General features: G+C 39.6%; 20 protein-coding genes and 1 other RNA gene. 12 read left to right on the forward strand and 9 right to left on the reverse strand.

Annotated features, from left to right (window positions below; translation table 11 throughout):
- The first annotated feature begins 131 nt into the window (after positions 1 to 131).
- Both ssrA and JMN32_RS27695 read left to right on the forward strand, forming a co-directional pair.
- Positions 132 to 540: a transfer-messenger RNA gene (ssrA, locus tag JMN32_RS03680) on the forward strand.
- A gap of 361 nt (positions 541 to 901) precedes the next feature.
- Entirely contained in the window at positions 902 to 1,138 is a 237-nt protein-coding gene (locus JMN32_RS27695) for a GIY-YIG nuclease family protein (RefSeq protein ID WP_202854938.1), read from the forward strand.
- 47 nt (positions 1,139 to 1,185) lie between these two features.
- On the opposite strand, the gene JMN32_RS03690 is transcribed toward JMN32_RS27695, so the two are convergent.
- The 7 genes from JMN32_RS03690 to JMN32_RS03720 form a co-directional block, all read right to left on the reverse strand.
- Complete coding sequence (locus tag JMN32_RS03690; protein WP_202854939.1) at positions 1,186 to 1,347, reverse strand: hypothetical protein; 162 nt, start codon at positions 1,345 to 1,347, stop codon at positions 1,186 to 1,188.
- Positions 1,338 to 1,715 carry an alpha/beta fold hydrolase gene (locus JMN32_RS03695; protein ID WP_202854940.1) on the reverse strand — a complete coding sequence of 126 codons (378 nt, stop codon included), beginning with the start codon at positions 1,713 to 1,715 and terminating at the stop codon, positions 1,338 to 1,340. The genes JMN32_RS03690 and JMN32_RS03695 overlap by 10 nt, the downstream gene beginning before the upstream one ends.
- Positions 1,702 to 1,998 (reverse strand): alpha/beta fold hydrolase, encoded by a 297-nt coding sequence (locus JMN32_RS03700; RefSeq protein WP_202854941.1) that lies wholly within the window; start codon positions 1,996 to 1,998, stop codon positions 1,702 to 1,704. The genes JMN32_RS03695 and JMN32_RS03700 overlap by 14 nt, the downstream gene beginning before the upstream one ends.
- A gap of 114 nt (positions 1,999 to 2,112) precedes the next feature.
- Positions 2,113 to 2,757, reverse strand: a complete 645-nt coding sequence (locus tag JMN32_RS03705; protein WP_202854942.1) for a hypothetical protein — start codon at positions 2,755 to 2,757, stop codon at positions 2,113 to 2,115.
- 122 nt (positions 2,758 to 2,879) lie between these two features.
- Entirely contained in the window at positions 2,880 to 3,116 is a 237-nt protein-coding gene (locus JMN32_RS03710; protein ID WP_202854943.1) for a hypothetical protein, read from the reverse strand.
- 9 nt (positions 3,117 to 3,125) lie between these two features.
- A complete protein-coding gene (locus JMN32_RS03715) occupies positions 3,126 to 3,437 on the reverse strand; it encodes a hypothetical protein (RefSeq protein WP_202854944.1) in 312 nt (103 codons plus the stop codon).
- Positions 3,438 to 3,506: 69 nt separating this feature from the next.
- Complete coding sequence (locus JMN32_RS03720) at positions 3,507 to 3,677, reverse strand: HTH domain-containing protein (RefSeq protein ID WP_202854945.1); 171 nt, start codon at positions 3,675 to 3,677, stop codon at positions 3,507 to 3,509.
- A gap of 415 nt (positions 3,678 to 4,092) precedes the next feature.
- On the opposite strand from JMN32_RS03720, the gene JMN32_RS03725 reads away from it, so the two are divergent.
- Positions 4,093 to 4,530: a helix-turn-helix transcriptional regulator gene (locus JMN32_RS03725; protein ID WP_202854946.1), complete on the forward strand. Its 438-nt coding sequence runs from the start codon at positions 4,093 to 4,095 to the stop codon at positions 4,528 to 4,530.
- Between the two features lie 13 nt (positions 4,531 to 4,543).
- On the opposite strand, the gene JMN32_RS03730 is transcribed toward JMN32_RS03725, so the two are convergent.
- Both JMN32_RS03730 and JMN32_RS03735 read right to left on the reverse strand, forming a co-directional pair.
- Positions 4,544 to 5,908 carry a tetratricopeptide repeat protein gene (locus JMN32_RS03730; RefSeq protein WP_202854947.1) on the reverse strand — a complete coding sequence of 455 codons (1,365 nt, stop codon included), beginning with the start codon at positions 5,906 to 5,908 and terminating at the stop codon, positions 4,544 to 4,546.
- 112 nt (positions 5,909 to 6,020) lie between these two features.
- Entirely contained in the window at positions 6,021 to 6,185 is a 165-nt protein-coding gene (locus tag JMN32_RS03735) for a hypothetical protein (protein WP_202854948.1), read from the reverse strand.
- Between the two features lie 584 nt (positions 6,186 to 6,769).
- Here JMN32_RS03735 and JMN32_RS03740 point away from each other — a divergent pair.
- The 9 genes from JMN32_RS03740 (at position 6,770) to JMN32_RS03780 (ending at position 19,527) form a co-directional block, all read left to right on the forward strand.
- Positions 6,770 to 7,945, forward strand: coding sequence for a hypothetical protein (locus JMN32_RS03740; RefSeq protein ID WP_202854949.1), 1,176 nt, complete (start codon positions 6,770 to 6,772; stop codon positions 7,943 to 7,945).
- 318 nt (positions 7,946 to 8,263) lie between these two features.
- A complete protein-coding gene (locus tag JMN32_RS03745; protein ID WP_202854950.1) occupies positions 8,264 to 8,845 on the forward strand; it encodes a DUF6088 family protein in 582 nt (193 codons plus the stop codon).
- Positions 8,842 to 9,834 carry a nucleotidyl transferase AbiEii/AbiGii toxin family protein gene (locus tag JMN32_RS03750; RefSeq protein WP_202854951.1) on the forward strand — a complete coding sequence of 331 codons (993 nt, stop codon included), beginning with the start codon at positions 8,842 to 8,844 and terminating at the stop codon, positions 9,832 to 9,834. Before JMN32_RS03745 ends, JMN32_RS03750 begins: the two co-directional genes overlap by 4 nt.
- Positions 9,821 to 11,638 (forward strand): type I restriction-modification system subunit M, encoded by a 1,818-nt coding sequence (locus JMN32_RS03755; protein WP_202854952.1) that lies wholly within the window; start codon positions 9,821 to 9,823, stop codon positions 11,636 to 11,638. The genes JMN32_RS03750 and JMN32_RS03755 overlap by 14 nt, the downstream gene beginning before the upstream one ends.
- A gap of 12 nt (positions 11,639 to 11,650) precedes the next feature.
- Positions 11,651 to 13,420 (forward strand): DUF262 domain-containing protein, encoded by a 1,770-nt coding sequence (locus JMN32_RS03760; protein WP_202854953.1) that lies wholly within the window; start codon positions 11,651 to 11,653, stop codon positions 13,418 to 13,420.
- Positions 13,420 to 14,733 (forward strand): restriction endonuclease subunit S, encoded by a 1,314-nt coding sequence (locus tag JMN32_RS03765; RefSeq protein WP_202854954.1) that lies wholly within the window; start codon positions 13,420 to 13,422, stop codon positions 14,731 to 14,733. The genes JMN32_RS03760 and JMN32_RS03765 overlap by 1 nt, the downstream gene beginning before the upstream one ends.
- Positions 14,734 to 14,736: 3 nt before the next feature.
- Complete coding sequence (locus JMN32_RS03770; RefSeq protein WP_202854955.1) at positions 14,737 to 15,495, forward strand: hypothetical protein; 759 nt, start codon at positions 14,737 to 14,739, stop codon at positions 15,493 to 15,495.
- Positions 15,455 to 16,543 carry a hypothetical protein gene (locus JMN32_RS03775; RefSeq protein ID WP_202854956.1) on the forward strand — a complete coding sequence of 363 codons (1,089 nt, stop codon included), beginning with the start codon at positions 15,455 to 15,457 and terminating at the stop codon, positions 16,541 to 16,543. The genes JMN32_RS03770 and JMN32_RS03775 overlap by 41 nt, the downstream gene beginning before the upstream one ends.
- Positions 16,540 to 19,527 (forward strand): type I restriction endonuclease subunit R, encoded by a 2,988-nt coding sequence (locus JMN32_RS03780; RefSeq protein WP_202854957.1) that lies wholly within the window; start codon positions 16,540 to 16,542, stop codon positions 19,525 to 19,527. The genes JMN32_RS03775 and JMN32_RS03780 overlap by 4 nt, the downstream gene beginning before the upstream one ends.
- The last annotated feature ends 25 nt before the right edge of the window (positions 19,528 to 19,552 follow it).

Genomic DNA, 19,552 nt, shown 5'->3' on the forward strand with positions numbered 1-19,552 from the left:
AAGGCTGGCGATAGAATTTTCGCCAGCCTTTCTTTTGAGAGACTTTTGAGACAGCCTCTTTTTTTATTATAGGATTTGCATTTGTATAGCGAACTTATTTACCCTTATATTTGTATTCTTATTTGAAAGCCGGGGCCGACCGGTTTTGACAGGATGTGTGATTACGTGGGTAAGCATGCAGGCTCATGGGATGAGAGCCTTGAAAGATAGTTCCACAACACAATTGGCGAATCTAATTACGCCATGGCTGCCTAATTTTAACAATTGTTAAAATAGCAGGCTTAAACGGTTGAATCGCCAGACGCGATTCCCGGGCCACACTCTGCTGACCGTGGTTATGTCCGGTTAGATTTGGAGTGTCGAACAGACTTAACTAGCGCTGACAGGGTTGTGATGTTGGTGCGAAACTTAATCGCAACTAAGGTAAAGTTCGGTGGTTGTCTACCTCGCTTTGCTCGAAAATCCAAAGACAACTAAGCATGTAGAAGACACGATAGTTGCCTTCACTGGACGAGGGTTCGAATCCCTCCGGCTCCACCATCGCCCGCCATAGTCCGACAGGACGAAGGCGGGCATTTTTGTTTGCACATACTTCTTTTGTTAGTTCCCTGTAGCTTTGGGCGGGCTACGGCGGAGAAGCTCCACCATCGTCCATCATCGTCCACAATAGTCCGATAGGGCGAAGGCGGACATTTGTTTGTAGCCCTCTTTTGAGTTTCCTTGTAGTTTGGACAGGAAGTCATGAGGATTTTTAAAAAATCACTCCGTATCATTTTAGGTTGATAAACCTGACGCAGAATTTCCTTTATTTGTAATTCTACTTTTTGTACCCCATATAAATCATCCGGGATTTTCTTACTCGGCATCTGAATATTTTATGTATTTAAAAATTTGATTTATCATGTGGTACGTTTATATCCTGAAATGTAATGATGGTACACACTATGTTGGGTGCACCAATAGCGTGGAAAATCGCTTGAAAAGACATATGAACGGGGAGGTGCATTATACTAAAAGCCGCTTGCCGGTAGTTGTGGTCGTTTATACCGCGTTTAATGATAAACACAAGGCCTACCAGTATGAAAAGTATTTGAAATCAGGCTCAGGAAGGGCTTTTTCTAAACGGCATTTGTTGTGATATAGCCGCTGGATAAAATGTTGGCTGCATGATCAATAGGAGCACGTTTACTTTAAGAAATTGTCCAGATAGTTGAAAATCGTATCTGTCTGCATGATCAGACTCCAATGTCCTTGCGAAGGAACAATGGCCAGTTGCGATTTAGGCATCACGCCAAAATCACCAACTATACCACCACCCAGCAGTTGATAAGTTTTAATCAACTCCACTTTATCCAGTCCGTCATTATCGCCGCAATCAGTAATACAGGAGATGCGATTTTTGCAATATTAGCCTCACCCATGTTGTATGGCTCTGCGCCTAAGGCAAACATCTGCTTTAGGAATGCTGTCCATTTTGTTTTGTCTGGTGCTACTGCTTCGTATGCAGTGTGCAAAGGGGAACCCGTGAACTGTTCAGGCTTTCTTTTTTTGAACGCATTATTTACTTCGGGCAACCAGCCACTGCTTTTATAAGTGGAGGAAATGATGACTAATTTTCGTAGCCGTTCAGGATGTTGTATAGCAAACTGGTAGGCCAGGGAACCGCCAAAACTATACCCCACTATATCTGCACTGGTAATTTTAAGATGATCCAACTTTTTCCACGTCACTTGCTAAAGTCGCACGTGATAAGGTTCTTTCCGAAAACGGAGTATGCCCATGTCCCTGCGATTCAATGGCAATTACTTTCCTTGTTTTTGATAGTTCAGGGATTAGCTTACTCCAATTCATTTCGATGGTCATATAAGCACCATGGAGTAAAACAAGAGGCATACCTTCACCATATATTTCGTAATAGACGTCTATTCCATTAACAGGAGCATACCTGCTGTCGGTAGGCTTGTTTTGCTGATCATCGGTTTGAACTGCTGTTTTCATATTTTTACCATCATTTGTTAACAATACAAAGAAGGAAAATGCTTGAGTGTTTGATGTGGTGCGGAAGCGGCAGTTTGTAGGGTTGAATGCGACAGTGATAGGGATTGTGTATCGCTACTCTATTTTCACTTTCTTCAGGTAGATTCTTTCGGTCGATAAATCTGTCAATGCGAATTGATCAGGTGCTATTTCCAGTCTTTCGACCATTTGATGCCGTTCAATTCTAAACCTCTCTTCTGTTCGAATGTTCTTTGCCGGTTTCATTAGTTTGGTAATGGCTTGATCTGTTTGTTCGCCTAAGTCAAGAATTCCGATGAACTTAAAGTAGGATTTTGTATCACAAACTCTCTTTTTTCCGCTTACAAGCTTCCTGGCATCGTCTAGAATAGAATTCCGTTGAGCTGCTCCGTAGTAGTTGCCATTATTGATGGGAACAATACTTTTAATTTCGGCAATAATTTGTTTGTCAGGTAGTTCAATATCATACCCGTTTGTGTTGGGTTTCGTTTCTTCAACTTGGTTAATTAGAAGTTTATACTCATCCGGGGTTAAGCATATTGCGTGCGACAGCCAGGAGGCAAAAGCTATCGTGGTTTTGAGAGTTAAAATGTTGTTGATGTTCGCAAGTGCTGCCTTCAACTGTATGATCTCATCAGGCATTATTTGAGAGTAATAGTCTTTGTTTTCCCCAGTTAAGCCACTAAGGAATTTGTTCAGTTTATTGCTTAAGTCTTCTGCTCGTTGATATTTCTTTGCCATGTTGCTAATGTGGTGGGGGAACTACCGTATGTATAGGCATCCATTGTTATCTCTCCCCTAAGAATCTTAAAGCTAGCAAATCAAAGAGAATTTAAAAGGCTTAATTTTTCCGGTATTAACAATCAGATTATTGGAATTTTATGGAGCAATTGCCTGTAATGTCTGATCACATGGTTGTAAAGCGGCTGGTCGGGTGGGAGCTCCTTCATTTGGCTGCGGCAAAGTATGAAGTAGAGCTTCAGCCGGAAGCCTGACACTTTGATGGTGTGGTGCTCCAGGTCTACCATAACGATGATGCCATCGGTATTGACGAAGTAGTTGCCCTTCAGCTTATGGGTAAAATCATATACTCTGATCAAAACCAGTCGCTAGTTAATGGGGATATTTATCGGGTCCTTGATGAGGAACAACTGCAGTACTTCGCGCAGGTGCTTCAGCTGCTCTACCTGACCCTTCATGCTGTAGTACATCAGTTCAAAGCTGCGCTCGTAAGTTTTTAGCTGGTCTGCTTTTTTCATCAGTTCATATAATCCGTTTTCGTAGATCAGCTGGGCGAAATCCATGTTGGTGGTTTCGTAGGTTTCTGCCAGCCGGGTGGTGTTTCTGATGAGGTCGTTTACGCCTTCGAGCAGCAGTGCATACCTGATTTGGGAGTCTTCCCATGGGGTGTTCTTTTTCATAATCAGCAAGTTTTTGAAGCCGCCGCGGAGAGGCACTTGCACCTCCCCGGGCGGCTATCAACCTAAACCCTAACGGGGTTCTTTATAGACATAGCTATTCTTAGTAGTATCAAAGCGTGTGGCCCTGCCAATGCTGTTGAGCGTTTTTAGATAATTATAGACATGCCTGCGGGATATGGACAGCTTATAGGCCAGCTCCTTGGCTGTTCCTGTCGATTCGGACCTTATCAGTTCATCCATGTAAAACAGTTTTTCTACAGTATCCTTTAATGCCAAAATTTGAAATGCTTTGAGCGACTGAATAACAAATTACACAAATAATTATATCACAAAAATACGCTTTACTTGATATTAATTCGTTGTAAGTGAGTTTAATTGAATTTTCAGCTAAAAATCAGTGAATAGCATTCTTCTCAAGGATATATAGCGGGAGTGTGAACCAGTGGTTCATGTAATAAATTCTTGGAAATGTTAAAATACATAAAAAAACGTATGTGCTCCTCAATCAAAAAATACGGCACCCAGTGATACAGACTATCCATTTTTGAACCAGTAGTTCACACGGATTCATTAGTTTTGTTATATTTAGAAGACCAAGGGGCATAACGATGGGTTATCGTCGGGCCAGGGGCAAACAACTGTTAAATCAGGTAAATTGGGCATTCCAAACAATAAATTCGCATACTATAGAAAGAAACGCGGGCTGACGCAGTTCGATGTACTGGCGGAGATCCAAAGGGTGACTGGCAAGAAGTTCAGGCAGGGTACCATCTCTTCGTGGGAAAACGGCAAGACCGTACCCAGTATGCAAATATTACAGATATTGGCAGGTGTCCTTGAAGTGCAGATAGATGATCTGTACGAAAAACCTGAGAAAGCCGATCGCAACAGCATTACACTGCCGCCCATCAGTACCTTACAGCATCAGATTGACTCAACGCAGGAGCAGTATGATACCGGTGAGATGGATGAAGCCTACCTCAGGTTGAAAGCAATTTCTGAAGATATGCTGGAGCGCCTATCGCAAATAAGCCATGAGTATGAAAAGCTGAAAGGCAAACTCAAAACCGCTCAGGACGTGCTTAACTTGTAATTTTCTTTATAGATCAATCCTTTAAAATTTCCTGCACCAGGCTCAGTTTATTGCCGGCGTGGGTGAGTGCCATGGCCTTAGTGCGCAGCCTGTAAGCGATAATGCCCACGATCAACGCCAACAGGATGGTGATAATGATAAAGACAGCTTTCTCTTCCACCTCAGCTCTGTTTTCCTTTCTTTGGTTATCCAGCTCTATCGATAGACCCAAGGCCGCCTGAAGCGCCTGGAAATTCGTGTTTTCCACCAGGTCTTTTTCCAGTCTGTCCTGTTTGCCGTCCAGCTCCAGTATATGGTCGTATCGGTCGGCACTTACAGCCTTGCCCAGTTTATTTAGTCCTTTGTAGGAAAGGCGAATGATCCTCAAAGTCTCCTGCAAAGGTTCATTGATGATGTTGTCGTCCGCCAGGGCTATAGCAGCTTCCAGTGCTTCTATAGATTCCTTGTATTTTCCCTGATGCTGATAAAGCTGGCCCTGAATGTTGTATCCGCTGATCATCAATTCGGCCTTCAGGTTTGCGCCCTGAGCAATGTTTAATGCTTTCTCCATCCATTGATGGGCGGCTTCATAGTTACCTGCACCCATTTCAGCTTCACTTACATTGGCGTAAGCGATGTACTGAAACTGATCACTTTCTTCGGCAGGTTCCGTGAAGTTAACAGACTCTAAGTAGGCCTCTTTAGCCTTGGTATAGTCACCTTTTTTGTAATACAGCGCCCCGAGGTAGTTATAGATCTTGTTGAGGTAGTACGCTTTTCGCTCCGCCAATCCTTCAGCCAAACGTTCGGCGTCTTTCAGGTATTTTTCAGCCGTAGCATAGTCGGCCTCTTTTTGTGAAAAGTAGCAAATGCCGAGGTTATAATTGGCTAGTATTTGTCTTCTGACATCCTGGTTGGCCTCATAGATATTTTTAGTGTTGTTATAAAATTTGATGGCGTATTCAAAATTGCCAGTTTCCATGAAAATAACACCTAAATTATTTAATGCAGAACCCATTTTGGTCAGGTCACCAACTTCTTCAAAATTGTTAATTGCTTCCAGGTAAAATTCAACGGCTTTCACAAAATCTCCCTCATTCTTTTTAATGAGTCCCATGTTGTAGCAGGCCTTCCCGGCTTCCAAGTAATTGCTCACATCTTTTGCAAGAAGCCATTGTTTCTCCAGGTAAAAGAAAGCAAGTTCAGGATCGGTCTTTCTGTGGATATTGTGCAATGCAGAATAGGCCTCTAATTTCACTTGGGCGCTTTGAGCTCCTTCCAGTAGGGCTTTTAATTGTTCTGGATCATCAGGAAGTTGGGTAGCAGAAGGTTCGGCTGTTTCAGTATTGCAGGCTGTAAAGAACACTATAGCCATCAAGGCCACGCGGACAATCTTCATTAGGTCTGGTTATGGTTAAATTAACAATTACTCAAATAGACCGCTTATTAACTTTCTATACAAACTCAATAGAGCCGATACCTTACATGGTGTGATTTACGACTATTATTGTTTATTTCATTGGGTCATCATCCTCTCCGCCGGTCCCTACAGTTGCAGCAGCTTCATCAGCACTCACCGGGGCAGGGACTATACTTTCCGACTCATCAGAACATGAGGAAAAAGCTAATCCTGAGAATATTAGAGCCAATACAATAAATACACTTCTAAGTTTCATGACGTTGATATTTTAGTTTATGCAATAATAGAGGGTTCTTTCCCATCAAAACAGCTCATTGTATCAACTAAGTCACCCTTGTATGTCTCATTGCTATATTATGATGCTTTCTGGTCAGTTACCCAACCTGCATTTGTCTCGTATGAATGCCCCCAGGCAAAATGACCCTTCGAATTCTGTAAGAGCCCCCACCGCAAGGGTAATTTTAGTTGAAAAATCGTCATTTAATACGGAAATATTACATTTGGGGAGGGGGTGGTTGGGGTGGTTTTGGCCGTGATTTTTATGAGCGTGTGTCTCAATTAAATGAATTATGATATATTGGGCGTCTGAAAATTCCTTTCTATATTTTAAATGAGGTTGTAAATGTTATTTGAAAATACCCAAGGTTGGGTATTGTTTCCTTTTTTGATAATTTATAGTATCAAGCAGCGTAATCGATATTAAATGTTTGTAACTGTTTGTTGTCAGGTATAAATTACACTTCGTTTTTGTGTTAAAAAGTCGTCTCTTTTACGTTTATTGAAGGTTATAAAAGAAATAAATGCCATTAATGGCGTTTATACAGTCGTTAGACACAATATATGCCACCAAGTCCTTACTATACTAAAAAAGACATTGAACATCTACAGAGAGAGTATAAACCTTATCTCAACTTTTTCCAGGATGACATCTTTTTAACAATCTCAGAATGGGATGGAGTAAATTTTTTAGATCACATTAAATCAGTACTCAACAACGTAGAATCACATTTAAAATCATATAAGAAGAATGATTCTATTGGACGACAAATAAAGCACGCAATTGATTATTACAAACTGTTTCCAAAAGTATTCGAATTAGCACTTGAAGGGAAAAGGTCTATGGCTTATCAGTTAATGTCCGATAAGATCATGCATCTAACCTCTATGCCTTTCATGACCTTTAACCAACTAACACATCATTGGACAAATAAGTCTCAATCAGACTTTGTGTATCGAGTTAGAGTAGATGATAAAGGGTTTAACAACAGGTTCAACAGAAATGACCTTTTTCATATTCCTTTTGAAAAAAGACATCTAATCGGTAATAATAGGTATAGTTTAACAGGATTTCCGTGCTTATATTTTGGCAGTAGTGTTTATGCCTGTTGGGAGGAATTGCAAAGGCCCAATATTGAAGACTGCTTTATTTCAAAATTTGATCTCACTGGTCATCATCTGATTGATTTGACAGCGACACCATCTCGAATCTGCGACTCATTACAATATCACTTTGAGAAGTTAAGTAAATATGAAGATGGTGAATATGAGGATGTGGTAAAACAATTTGAATATCTGATTTCGGATTATCTTATAATTTGGCCAATTATTTTCTGTTGTTCTATTAGAACATCTTACCCAACATCTGTTTTCAAACCCGAATACATTTTTCCCCAATTACTTCTTGAATGGGTTGTTTCTGAAGAATTATCCAGATATGATGGAGTTAAATTCATGTCGACAAAAACGGCAATACTAGAGGAAAAGATTAATTTCGATTATTCCAAATTAATGAGCAATTACGTTTTGCCTGCTAGGAGTCTAAAAGCAACGGGGTTTTGTGACGAAAACGCACGAAAGTTGACATTAACCAACCCTATAAATTGGCAAATAGAGAAATTAACAAACTCTGAACTTGATAACTTCAAGACCGATGGCTCATATGAAAATACAGCTTTTGGAAAACTAGAATTGCTATTAGATTCACTAGAACTAAAAAATGTGTCTAACAAACACTAAAATGAATATGCGAACTAAGCCATCTGAAAGAACAATGCAAATGGAATGCTTCATTGCTGATAGCAACCGGGGCGCATACTCATTTTAGTTGGGCGTTGTATGCTATGGAGTGCCGAAAACCCTCCGCACATTTTAGCACATTTGGTTTTTGCCAATGCTCAATTCCCACCTTGAAAACCAAAAGAGCTAAAATCTCCCCACACACCGTTTATCTGAAACATCATCACTCAATTTTAGTCCCAATACTGGTCTGTTTTCGGGACAAAATATCCTAGGGAAGATATTGATTTGTCCCAATTTTTAACCATTTTTGGGACAATGTTGGATTTGGAGACCATAAAAAAGAAGTTTAATAAAGGAGATATCTTCTTCATCTCTGACTTTACGGAGTTGGGTTCTTATGAAGCAGTAAGAAAGTCACTACAGCGATTGGCAACCGAGGACGAAATTGGCCGCATAGCCAAAGGCATTTATTTCTTGCCAAAAAAACACGAAAGGCTTGGCACCATCTTTCCGCATGCCGAACAAATAGCTGAAGCCATTGCCATGCGTGATAAAGCCCGAATTATCCCAACGGGAATAACCGCTCTCAACAAATTAGGACTTTCCACTCAGATCCCTTTAAAAGCTGTTTATTTAACAGACGGATCTGCCAGACAAATTGAAGTAGGAAACCAAACCATACAATTCAAAAAAACGAACCCAAAAAACCTCAGTATCGACCATCAACTGAGCAATTTAATAATCCAGGCACTCAAAGCCATTGGAGAAAAAAATGTAACAGACGAGCAAATTGAAAAGATTGAAAAGGTCATTCGCAATAGTCAAGAACAAGAATTGATCTACAAAAACTTACGAAATGCCCCTGTTTGGATCCGGAAACTAATTATGACGAAATGAACAACTGGCTAACCTTATCGAAAGAAGAACAAGTTGAGTTGTTTGCACAGGTGGGGGTTCGTATGAACCTTCCACCCCAAGCTATTGAAAAAGATGCCTGGGTGACGCTCATGCTTCGTATGGTTTTCAATTCCGAATTGGCTACACAGTTTATCTTCAAAGGCGGAACTTCATTGAGTAAAGCTTTCAATCTCATTGATCGATTTTCCGAAGACATTGACCTGGGAATAGATCGTTCATACCTGGGCTTTCATGGCGAACTAACCAAAGGGGAAATTAGAAAGCTCAGAAGGGCTTGCCACACGTTTGTTTCAGAAAAGTTAACCGCTATTCTCACAAATGAACTTAACAATTATGGGGTTGATGAAGGCTTGTATGACATCCTCGTAGAAAACGAAAAGATTTCGGATCAAGATCCTGAAACAATTCAGGTGAATTATAAATCTGTTTTCGAAAAAGTTTCCTACTTACCCACAAGAGTGTTGATCGAAGTGAGTGCAAGATCGCTACGCGAACCTTTTCAGGAGGTTAAAATCAATTCTCTTATCGATCAGCAATATCTGGAAATGGATTTTACAGAGTCTAAGTTTGGAGTTCAAGCTACTAGTCCTCAAAAAACATTATTAGAAAAGCTGATCCTACTTCACGAAGAATTCGAAAAACCAGCCGATAAAATTCGACATTTGCGAATGTCTCGTCATTTTTATGATATCGGACAGATACTGGATTCGGAATACGGCTTAGATGCTTTACAAGACAATGAGCTTTTCAAAAGTATCATCGAACACCGAAAAGTATTGACTCCTGTAAAAACAACCGATTATGAAACCTTGAGTTTGAAAACACTCAACATCACCCCTCCAAAAGGACAGATGAAAAATTTCAAATCAGATTATAGAGAAATGCAGAACAATATGATCCACGGCTCTTCAAAAGACTTTGAAGTACTCTTGGATGAAATAAATAAAAAATTAAATGAAGAATTTTAAAGAAAAGGCTGATCTCATCTGGCGTGTTGCCGATCTTTTGAGGGGAGACTATAGACAATCTGATTATGGTAAAGTCATTCTACCGATGACGGTTTTAAGAAGGTTGGACTGTGTGCTGGAACCCACCAAAGACAAGGTGCTGGACTATGCCAGGAAGGTAGAGAAACTCAAAGAAAGTGCACAAGACATTGCCCTGAACAAAATAGCAGGCTTCAATTTTCACAACAAAAGTCAGTTCAACTTTAAAAAACTCATTGCCGACTCAGACAATGTAGCGATAAACCTGAGAAACTATATCAATGGTTTTTCTACGAGTGCGCGGGAAATTATTGAATACTTCAATTTTGATGATCATATAGACCGCATGGATGATCCAAAAGCCGACATCCTGTTTCGAGTAGTTAAAGCCTTTGAAGAAATCGATCTGACACCAGATCAGGAGAATAAAGATCTAGACTCCTTAGAAATGGGCTATCTATTCGAGGAACTGATCAGACGGTTTGCAGAACAATCCAATGAAACTGCCGGGGAGCACTTTACGCCCAGAGAGGTGATTCGATTGATGGTCAATGTGCTCTTTATTGAAGACCGGGACATTCTCACTAAGGAAGGAATCGTAAGGACACTTTATGATCCGGCATGTGGCACAGGAGGAATGCTTTCTGTCGGGGAGGAATATGTGAAAAAATTAAATCCTGCGGCTCAGCTGAAAGTATTTGGACAAGAGATCAACCCTGAGTCTTATGCTATCTGCAAATCCGATATGTTGATCAAAGGACAAAACCCCAGTAATATCAAGTTTGGAAATACCTTTACGATAGACGGATTAGAGGAAGAGAAATTCGATTATATGCTTTCCAACCCTCCTTTTGGGGTAGATTGGAAAAAGGCTCAGAAAATCATTAAAGCTGAAGCCGACAACAAACAAATGAGAGGGCGTTTTGGAGCAGGCTTGCCTCGTATCAATGATGGCTCTTTGCTGTTTTTGCAACACATGATTTCCAAAATGAAACCGACAGGCTCCCGTATCGCGGTTGTCTTTAATGGCTCTCCTTTGTTTACAGGAGCTGCTGAAAGTGGTGAGAGTAATATTCGTAAATGGATTATCGAAAAAGATTGGCTGGAAGCCGTGATAGCACTGCCCGACCAACTTTTCTACAACACAGGAATTAATACCTATATCTGGATTGTCACCAACAAGAAAAGCGAAGAACGAAAAGGGAAAATTCAGTTGATCAACGCTACAGGAGTTAAGGATGAAGAATTGTTGAAAGAAGGAAAAATTGAGTTTAACCGCTTCTGGAAACGTAAAGACAGGAGTTTAGGAAACAAACGAAAAGAAATTGCTGAAAACGGCACCACCAAAGGGGTTGGCTTTATCACGCAACTCTATGGAAACTTCGAAGAAAATGAATTCTCTAAAATATACCCTAACAAGCATTTTGGTTATTGGCGGGTGACCGTAGAGCAACCACTTAAAGAGAATGGGAAAATCGTGCTCACCTCAAAAGGAGCACCAAAGGCAGACTCTTCTCTGCGGGATTACGAAAACATTCCTTTTCTAAAAAAGGAGGCTGATGGAAAGTTGGTTCCTCAAACCATAGAAAGCTACTTCGAGGCTGAAGTAAAACCACATCTCCCTGAAGCATGGATTGATAAGGATAAAACGAAAATCGGATACGAAATCAACTTCACCAAGTACTTCTATGAATTCAAACCTTTAAGGGCCTTGGCCGATATTAAAGCAGATATTTTGGCCCTGGAAAAGAAAACCATGGACGCAGAAAAAACAATTTTGAACTAAAAAAATCCAGCCATGCTGAGTGCAAACAAAGAAAAACTCCAATCCTTCCTTATGGGAACCAATCAATTTTTCATACCTTTTTTTCAACGTCCTTATGTTTGGAAAACGGAAAACTGGGGGGAATTGTGGGAGAACATTTTAGAAGAATATCAGGAATTCAAAAACGGAAACACAAGCAGTGAACATTTCATTGGAACGATTATTATAAAACAAAAAGACTCCGAGCGAGTTGGGGCTCTTGAATATGATCTGGTTGATGGGCAACAACGATTAACGACAATTTGCCTTTTATTAAGGGCTTTCCAAGATGCAACAGAGGACACGAGCTTACAAACTTGGATTAAAAACTTCTTAGTTTTTACAGATTCCTATGGACAGGAAAATATTCGAATCTCTCACAGTAAGATTGACAAAGAATACTTTCAAAACATTGTGCTGAGTCAGAATGGAAATGAAGAACTCTGGAATGAATTTTCAGAACTGAATGGTTCAGGCCTTGAAAAGAAACTGGATGCAGTAAATCGCATAAACGGTGGTTATGTATTTTTTAGAAAAAAAATAGAATCAAGTGCCGACAGCCAAGATATACGATCCTATATCTCTATTATCCTTGAAAAACTTCCTGTTATACATATGGCTTTATCCAAAGAAGATGATGTTCAGCAAATATTCGACACCATCAATTCTCTTGGAGTAAAACTTACGATTGCCGAATTACTTAAAAACTACCTCTACTCTAAAAATGATGTTATTGACCTATATGATGACTACTGGCATTCGGTTTTTGAGACTGATGAAGATGCTATAGACTTCTGGAATAGAGATAGAAACTCTGGAAGAATCAGAAGAACGACAGTAGAGCTTTTCCTCTATAGTTATCTCGTAATCTTAAAGGAATCAGGGGTTAAAATGGAATCTCTTTTCAAAGAGTTTAAAAACCATTTGAAAGACATGTCCTCACCAGAATTAATTGATTTTGCCAAAGAGTTAAAGTCCTTTGCTTTGGTATACCAAGAGCTACCTGATGGAGAAAACCTATCTGAAATTAGCTTTGTAGAGCATGAAAAAAGGTTCTTCCATATCATTCGTGAATTTGAAATCACTACCATTTTCCCTTTGATTTTATACATCTACAAAAAAGTAACTGATCATAGCGAAAGAGTTAAAATACTTAGTGTATTAGAATCATACCTGACTAGAAGAACCATTTGCAAACTCACTACTAAAAACTATAATAATCTCTTCCTTTCTTTACTTGGCGACATAAAGAAAAAAGAAGAGATAAACAGTACTGTTATAAAAACAGAGCTGTTGAAATTTTTGGATAACAGTAATCGTTTCCCTGATGATGAAGAGTTCAAACAGGCATTTCATAATACATCCCTAATTAACAAATACAGTAGAGAGATATTGTATTGCATTGCTCTTTATCAGTTAAACCACGAATATACTGACAACCCAAAGCTCAACTTCAACGGGTTTAGTGTTGAACACATCATACCTAAAAAGTGGCGTAACCATTGGACAAACCTTGCAGAAGGAGCGGATGATGGACACCGTGACTACAAACTAAAAACCATGGGAAACCTGACTCTGGTAAAAGGAAAATTAAACAGCTCTATGCGTGATTCGAATTGGGAGAATAAAAAGGAAGCTTTGAAGAATTTTTCCACCCTAAAACAAACTACCGATTACTTGGAAATTGCAGACTGGAACGAATCTGAAATAGAATCCCGTGCAAATGATCTTTCAAAAGCTGCTATTCAAATTTGGACAAAATAATGCCACCATACGATACATATAAAAACTCGGGTATTGATTGGATTGGCACGATTCCTGAGCATTGGAGTACCCAAAAGTTTTCCTATTTATTTTCATTAGGCAGAGGGCTTGCAATTACTAAACAAGACTTGACTGATGAGGGGATTCCATGTGTGAACTATGGGGAAATTCACTCAAAGTTTGGTTTTGAGGTTAGTCCGGAAGTTCACCATTTGAGATGTGTAAAAGAAAATTATCTTGAAACTTCACCAAGTTCTTTACTTAGCCGAGGAGATTTTGTTTTTGCGGACACCTCAGAAGATATTGAGGGCTCAGGCAATTTCACATGTTTGAATAGTGATACCCCAACTTTTGCGGGCTATCATACAGTTATAGCGAGGCAAAATGAAGAGCATAATTATCGTTACATAGCCTACTTCTTCGATTCTTTGGAATTTAGGAATCAAATAAGGAGTGAAGTTTCCGGTATTAAAGTTTTTAGCATAACTCAAGCTATTCTGAAGAACTCGAAGGTTTTACTACCTCCAATCGATGAACAAACCACCATCGCCAACTACCTTGATGAGAAAACAAAAGAGATAGATGAACTGATTGCCGACAAAAAGAAACTCCTCGAGCTCTACGAAGAAGAAAAGAAAACCATCATCAACCAGGCAGTAACTAAAGGCATTAACCCTAATGCTACCATGAAAGACAGTGGCATTGAGTGGTTAGGTGAAATTCCTGAGCATTGGGAGGTGAGTAGAATGAAAAATGTATGCAAAGTAAGACAGGGGTTACAAATTCCAATTGAAAAGAGACACTCGATAAGTCTTGAAGGGTCTTTAGAATACATTACAATACGATCAATTAATAACCCAGATAATCCAAAAGAGTATATTAGTAATCCTCCTGAAAACGTAATTTGTCATCGTGATGATATTTTAATGGCACGTACAGGTGCTACTGGGGAACCTATTACAAATGTTGAAGGAGTCCTTCACAACAACTTCTTTCTAATCGATTATAATAGACAGCTAGTTATAAAAGAGTTTTTGTTCAATTATTTAAAGTGCTCTAAAGTAAAAGAGTATTTGCTTTTGGTTGCAGGTACCACAACAATTCCTGACTTAAATCACAGTGATTTCTACGGAACTCCCTTTTTTGAATACGGAATTGAAGAACAACAATTAATAGTCGAATACATTGAAATAGAATCAGCACGAATCAATTCAAAAATTGAAAATACCCAAAAACTCATTGAATTATTAACCGAATATCGCACTGCTTTGATCAGCGAAGTGGTAACAGGTAAACTAAAAGTAACGGCATAAAAAATGATGATTTCAAAACACATAAAAGCACTACACCTACTGATACTTTTGGCAGTCACCTTTTCTTTAAGTGAAAAGGCAAGGGCGCAAAGTGCCAATCTCCAAGCCATAGACCTTATCCAGGCTTTTGGCCAAGGCAAAGTGAAATTAAGCCCTGAGCGAAAAGCGACAAGTGCGGGCAACTGTGTATCCATTGGCTACATAAAAGCCTCTATTGAAGTCTTTGGGCTAAATAACATTTTTGAGCACACGATAGAAAACAATGTTCATAGCGTAATTTTAAAAGACCATTCCAAGGTTTCATTTACTTCCGAAGAACTGAAATCAAGTATAGAAGCGGCAGGTTTTAGTAAAGAAAAAAGGCCTGATCACCTGACTTCTCAACAGCAAGCACGCTACGATTCGATTTATGATTACGCAAACATTATTTTCTGTGCAATTGTAAAACGATATCAAGCCTATCACAAGACCTCATTTACTGATGCCTTAGATGAAATCAACCTGGGAAAAAATGTTAGGTGCTACCCCAAGTATTTAGGGCTTCAATATCATACCAAATATGAAGGTTGGAAAGGAAACCGCAAATCACGGACTGGAGAAGTTGCGTGGTTCAAAAATCACGTTGTTTATGTATCCAAAGGATTAGTAGACTTCCGTGGAGAAGCCTATAAAAAGAAACCCATAAGATACCCGAAAAGAATAAAGATTTACAGTACTCCTTTTGACCAAGAACAATACCTGGGAGAAAAAAACTGCCTTTAATAAGATGACACTTTGCACTGCCTACATACGTCAAGCCAACGATACCGAGGAGCTTATTTTCGCTACGGATAGCTGTCTCACCATGGGCGAAAAATGGAAACATGGCATTAAACTTTTTGAACTTCCCCGTAAAGATTGTTTGCTCTGTTTTGCCGGAGATACCATGAGGGCCTATCCCCTGGTATTGAACCTGATTTCTTCCATCCATTTGGACCAACACCTGGCATCACCCTCAGCTACACTGGAAGAAGTGCTCGATTTTTTGTCAGAACTCTTTTCAAAATTGGTAAGAACCATTGACGAAGTAGGCCAGGATCGTATCCATGAAGAAAGAGGCTCTGCTCAATTTTTATTTGGTGGTTGGGATTGGCAAAAGGGAGCGTTCAGACTGTGGAAATTGTATTATTCATCCGAAATAGAAGGATTCATCTTTGATGAATTAACGAAACAAGACAACCGTTTTTTCTATACTTTTTTAGGAAATGCAAGTATTGATGTAGAGCAAGAAGCCAAACAACGCTTCAAAAAGCTACTCTTCGATGAAGATAGTTTTGCTTCTAAACTTGATATGGAGCCCTTACGCATTCTCAGCTCGATCTCTTTAGACAAAGGCATTAGAGAAGTAGATGGAAGTTTACAGATTGCGAAAGTGTACAAATCAAACAGGACAGAGTTTTTTGGCATTTACTGGGAGTCTAGCCAGGGCACACCCTGCTTTCAGGGAAGAGAATATACAGAAATCACCAAGCCGAGAGTACGCTATTTTGATCCTGATACTTTTGAGATCATCGAACCAGAAATTCCATTGCGACTTCACGAAATTGATGAAGCAAAGTTTCTTGACGACACGGAGTTTATCCAGGAGTGTTACAACAAAGAAAACATCGCTGGTGAGGGAGAAGAAACCGGTGAGTTCATCTACCATCTCAAAAACGACCTGAAAGAAAAACACAAAGTGCGATTAAGAATCATTTTTAAAGAGATGACCTACCGTAGCTATGTCAGAGAACAAGAAGACCTGCTAGACAAAAAACAAGGACTATCATGAGCATTACTACAGAACATACTTTCGAATCTGCCATAGTACAGTCCCTTGTAGAGCACGGAGGTTATACAGAAGGCAACTCCCCTGATTACAGCCCCGAATTGGGGTTGTTTAAATATGAGGTGCTCAGCTTTTTGCAAGAATCACAACCTCAGCGATGGGCGAAAATCATGGCTATCCATGGCGAGCAGGCCAATAATCGAATTATCCAACGATTGTATAAGGAACTGGATTTAAGAGGTAGTTTAGATGTGCTCCGCAATGGTTTTGTGGATTACGGTGTGCGTTTCCAAATGGCGTATTTCCAACCTGCATCAGGACTCAACCCCGATGCAGTGGACTTGTACAACAAAAACAACCTCAAGGTTTACCGTCAAATCTATTACAGTACAAAAAACCAAAACTCGGTGGATGTACTGCTATCCGTGAATGGACTTCCTGTTGCCACCCTGGAACTTAAGAACCAGTTTACAGGCCAAAACGTCAGCAACGCACTCAAACAATACAGCACCACTCGTGACAACCGGGAAACACTCTTTGCCTTCAAGAAAAGAGCGTTGGTTCATTTTGCCGTAGATCAGGATGAAGTATTTATGACCACCAAACTGGACGGGAGTAAAACCTACTGGCTTCCATTCAACAAAGGATTTAACAACGGCAAAGGAAACCCGCCCAATGCTAATGGATATAGAACGGCCTATCTCTGGGAGAACGTTCTTCAAAAAGATAGTTGGATGGAAATCATTCAACGCTTTGTGCATTTACAGACCGAAGAATTTGAGTCCGAAGGAAAAGTCTACAAAAAGGAAAAAATCATCTTTCCCCGCTATCATCAATTAGATGCTGTTCGGGAAATTGGCCATGACGTACAACAAAACGGTGCAGGAAAAAACTACCTCATTCAGCACTCAGCTGGTTCAGGAAAAAGTAATTCCATTGCCTGGCTAGCTTATCGCCTGTCAAGCATTCACAGCCAAGCCAACGAACGCATTTTCGACTCGGTAATTGTCGTCACAGACCGATTGGTATTGGATCAGCAATTACAAAACACGATTTACCAGTTTGAACACAAAACAGGAGTTGTTCAAAAAATCAATAAAGACTCCAACCAGTTAGCCTCTGCTTTAGGGTATGGAACAAATATTATTATTACTACCCTTCAAAAATTTCCTTTTGTAATTGATAAAGTGGGTGAATTACCTGATCGCAAGTATGCCGTAATTATTGATGAGGCCCACAGCTCCCAGGGAGGAGAAGCAAGCAAAAAAATGAAAGAAGTGCTAGCCGCTACAACTCAAGAAACAGAAACAGAGGAAGACCAATTCGATGATTACTCAGGAGATGACTTTATTAGAGACGAAATTGAGCGTTCGGCTGCTTCAAGAGGACAACAGTCCAATATTTCATTCTTTGCTTTTACCGCAACACCTAAATACAAAACACTTCAAGTCTTTGGAGCAAAAGATACTGAAGGAAAACCCAAACCTTTTCATCTCTACTCCATGCGTCAGGCAATAGAAGAAGGGTTTATTTTAGATGTGCTTCAAAACTACACCACTTACGAACTATACTTTAAGCTAACCAAAGCAATAGAAGATGATCCTCAATTAAACAAAAAAAAGGCAGCTAAAGCAATTGGCAAATACATCAATTTTCACCCTCATAACCTATCGCAAAAAGCCGAAGTTATCATTGAACATTTTAGAGAGATTGTAGCTAATAAAATTGGGGGTAAAGCAAAGGCAATGCTTGTTTGTAGTTCAAGAAAGTTGGCCAAACGCTACTATGAAGAATTTGACAAGTACATCAAAGATCATGGATATGATCAAGACATTAAGATTCTAGTGGCTTTTTCTGGTAAAATAGTAGATGATAATTATCCGGATGGAGTCTCTGAACCTGAATTAACTGGTTATAGCGAAAAGGAACTTCCTTCTGTTTTTGAAAAGGATGAATACAAGCTTTTAATTGTAGCCAATAAGTATCAAACAGGATTTGATCAACCTTTACTTCATACGATGTATGTAGACAAGAAACTATCAGGTGTATTAGCTGTACAGACTCTTTCTCGATTAAACCGAACTTGTCCCGGCAAAGAAGAAACTTTTGTACTAGACTTTGCCAATGAAAGACAAGTGATCCTCGACTCTTTCCAACCTTACTATGAAGTTACCTCGGTCAAAGAAGAGACGGACATCAATCATCTATATGATTTGAAAGCCAGACTGGACAACTTTCAAGTGTATTGGAAACAAGAAATTGAAGCCTTTTCTCAGGTATATTTCAACCCGGAAAACAAAATCAATAATCAGAAGCTACAGAAATATTTATATTCCTTTACTGACCCAGCCGTTGATCGATTTAAGGAAATATCAGAAGAAGACAAACAAGATGAATTCAAAAAGGGAATTCGTTCATGGACCAATCTTTATTCTTTTCTATCCCAGATTATGCCGTTTGTTGATGCTGAATTTGAGAAGTTCTATGCTTATGCTAAACTTCTGCAAACAAGGCTTCCAAAACGTGAACTCTCAGAATCATTGCATTTGGATGACGAAGTTGCTTTGGAATACTATCGTTTACAAAAAATAAAAGAAGGCGCCATAGAATTGGAAAAAGGAGAAGAAGGTGAATTGAGTGGAACATCTGAAGCAGGATTGAAACGTGATAAAGATGAGGAAGAATTGCTTTCACAAATCATTAATGTTCTGAATGACCGTTTCGGCACAGAGTTCGAACCTGCTGATCAGTTGCTACTAGACCAGGTTGAAGAAGACATGATCAACGATGAAACACTCAAAAAACAGGCTCTCGCAAATACGATAGATACGTTTAAATACGTCTTTGATGATAAGTTCACAGACAGCTTCATAGGGAGAATGGATCAAAACCAAGAATTCTTTGAGCGGATTTTAGAAGATAAAGTTTTTGGGGATTTAGTGCGGGAATTAATGATGAAAAAGATCTATAAAAAGTTGAAAGAATGACCCAATCCCTTCTCGGCCATGCACA

This window comes from Fulvivirga marina (assembly GCF_016775155.1).
GTDB lineage: Bacteria > Bacteroidota > Bacteroidia > Cytophagales > Cyclobacteriaceae > Fulvivirga > Fulvivirga marina.

Coding starts and splice junctions, on each gene's coding strand:
- JMN32_RS27695 (WP_202854938.1), top strand. CDS start 902: ATGTGGTACGTTTATATCCTGAAATGTAATGATGGTACACACTATGTT.
- JMN32_RS03700 (WP_202854941.1), bottom strand. CDS start 1,998: ATGAAAACAGCAGTTCAAACCGATGATCAGCAAAACAAGCCTACCGAC.
- JMN32_RS03705 (WP_202854942.1), bottom strand. CDS start 2,757: ATGGCAAAGAAATATCAACGAGCAGAAGACTTAAGCAATAAACTGAAC.
- JMN32_RS03715 (WP_202854944.1), bottom strand. CDS start 3,437: ATGAAAAAGAACACCCCATGGGAAGACTCCCAAATCAGGTATGCACTG.
- JMN32_RS03720 (WP_202854945.1), bottom strand. CDS start 3,677: ATGGATGAACTGATAAGGTCCGAATCGACAGGAACAGCCAAGGAGCTG.
- JMN32_RS03730 (WP_202854947.1), bottom strand. CDS start 5,908: ATGAAGATTGTCCGCGTGGCCTTGATGGCTATAGTGTTCTTTACAGCC.
- JMN32_RS03735 (WP_202854948.1), bottom strand. CDS start 6,185: ATGAAACTTAGAAGTGTATTTATTGTATTGGCTCTAATATTCTCAGGA.
- JMN32_RS03740 (WP_202854949.1), top strand. CDS start 6,770: ATGCCACCAAGTCCTTACTATACTAAAAAAGACATTGAACATCTACAG.
- JMN32_RS03745 (WP_202854950.1), top strand. CDS start 8,264: ATGTTGGATTTGGAGACCATAAAAAAGAAGTTTAATAAAGGAGATATC.
- JMN32_RS03750 (WP_202854951.1), top strand. CDS start 8,842: ATGAACAACTGGCTAACCTTATCGAAAGAAGAACAAGTTGAGTTGTTT.
- JMN32_RS03755 (WP_202854952.1), top strand. CDS start 9,821: ATGAAGAATTTTAAAGAAAAGGCTGATCTCATCTGGCGTGTTGCCGAT.
- JMN32_RS03760 (WP_202854953.1), top strand. CDS start 11,651: ATGCTGAGTGCAAACAAAGAAAAACTCCAATCCTTCCTTATGGGAACC.
- JMN32_RS03765 (WP_202854954.1), top strand. CDS start 13,420: ATGCCACCATACGATACATATAAAAACTCGGGTATTGATTGGATTGGC.
- JMN32_RS03770 (WP_202854955.1), top strand. CDS start 14,737: ATGATGATTTCAAAACACATAAAAGCACTACACCTACTGATACTTTTG.
- JMN32_RS03780 (WP_202854957.1), top strand. CDS start 16,540: ATGAGCATTACTACAGAACATACTTTCGAATCTGCCATAGTACAGTCC.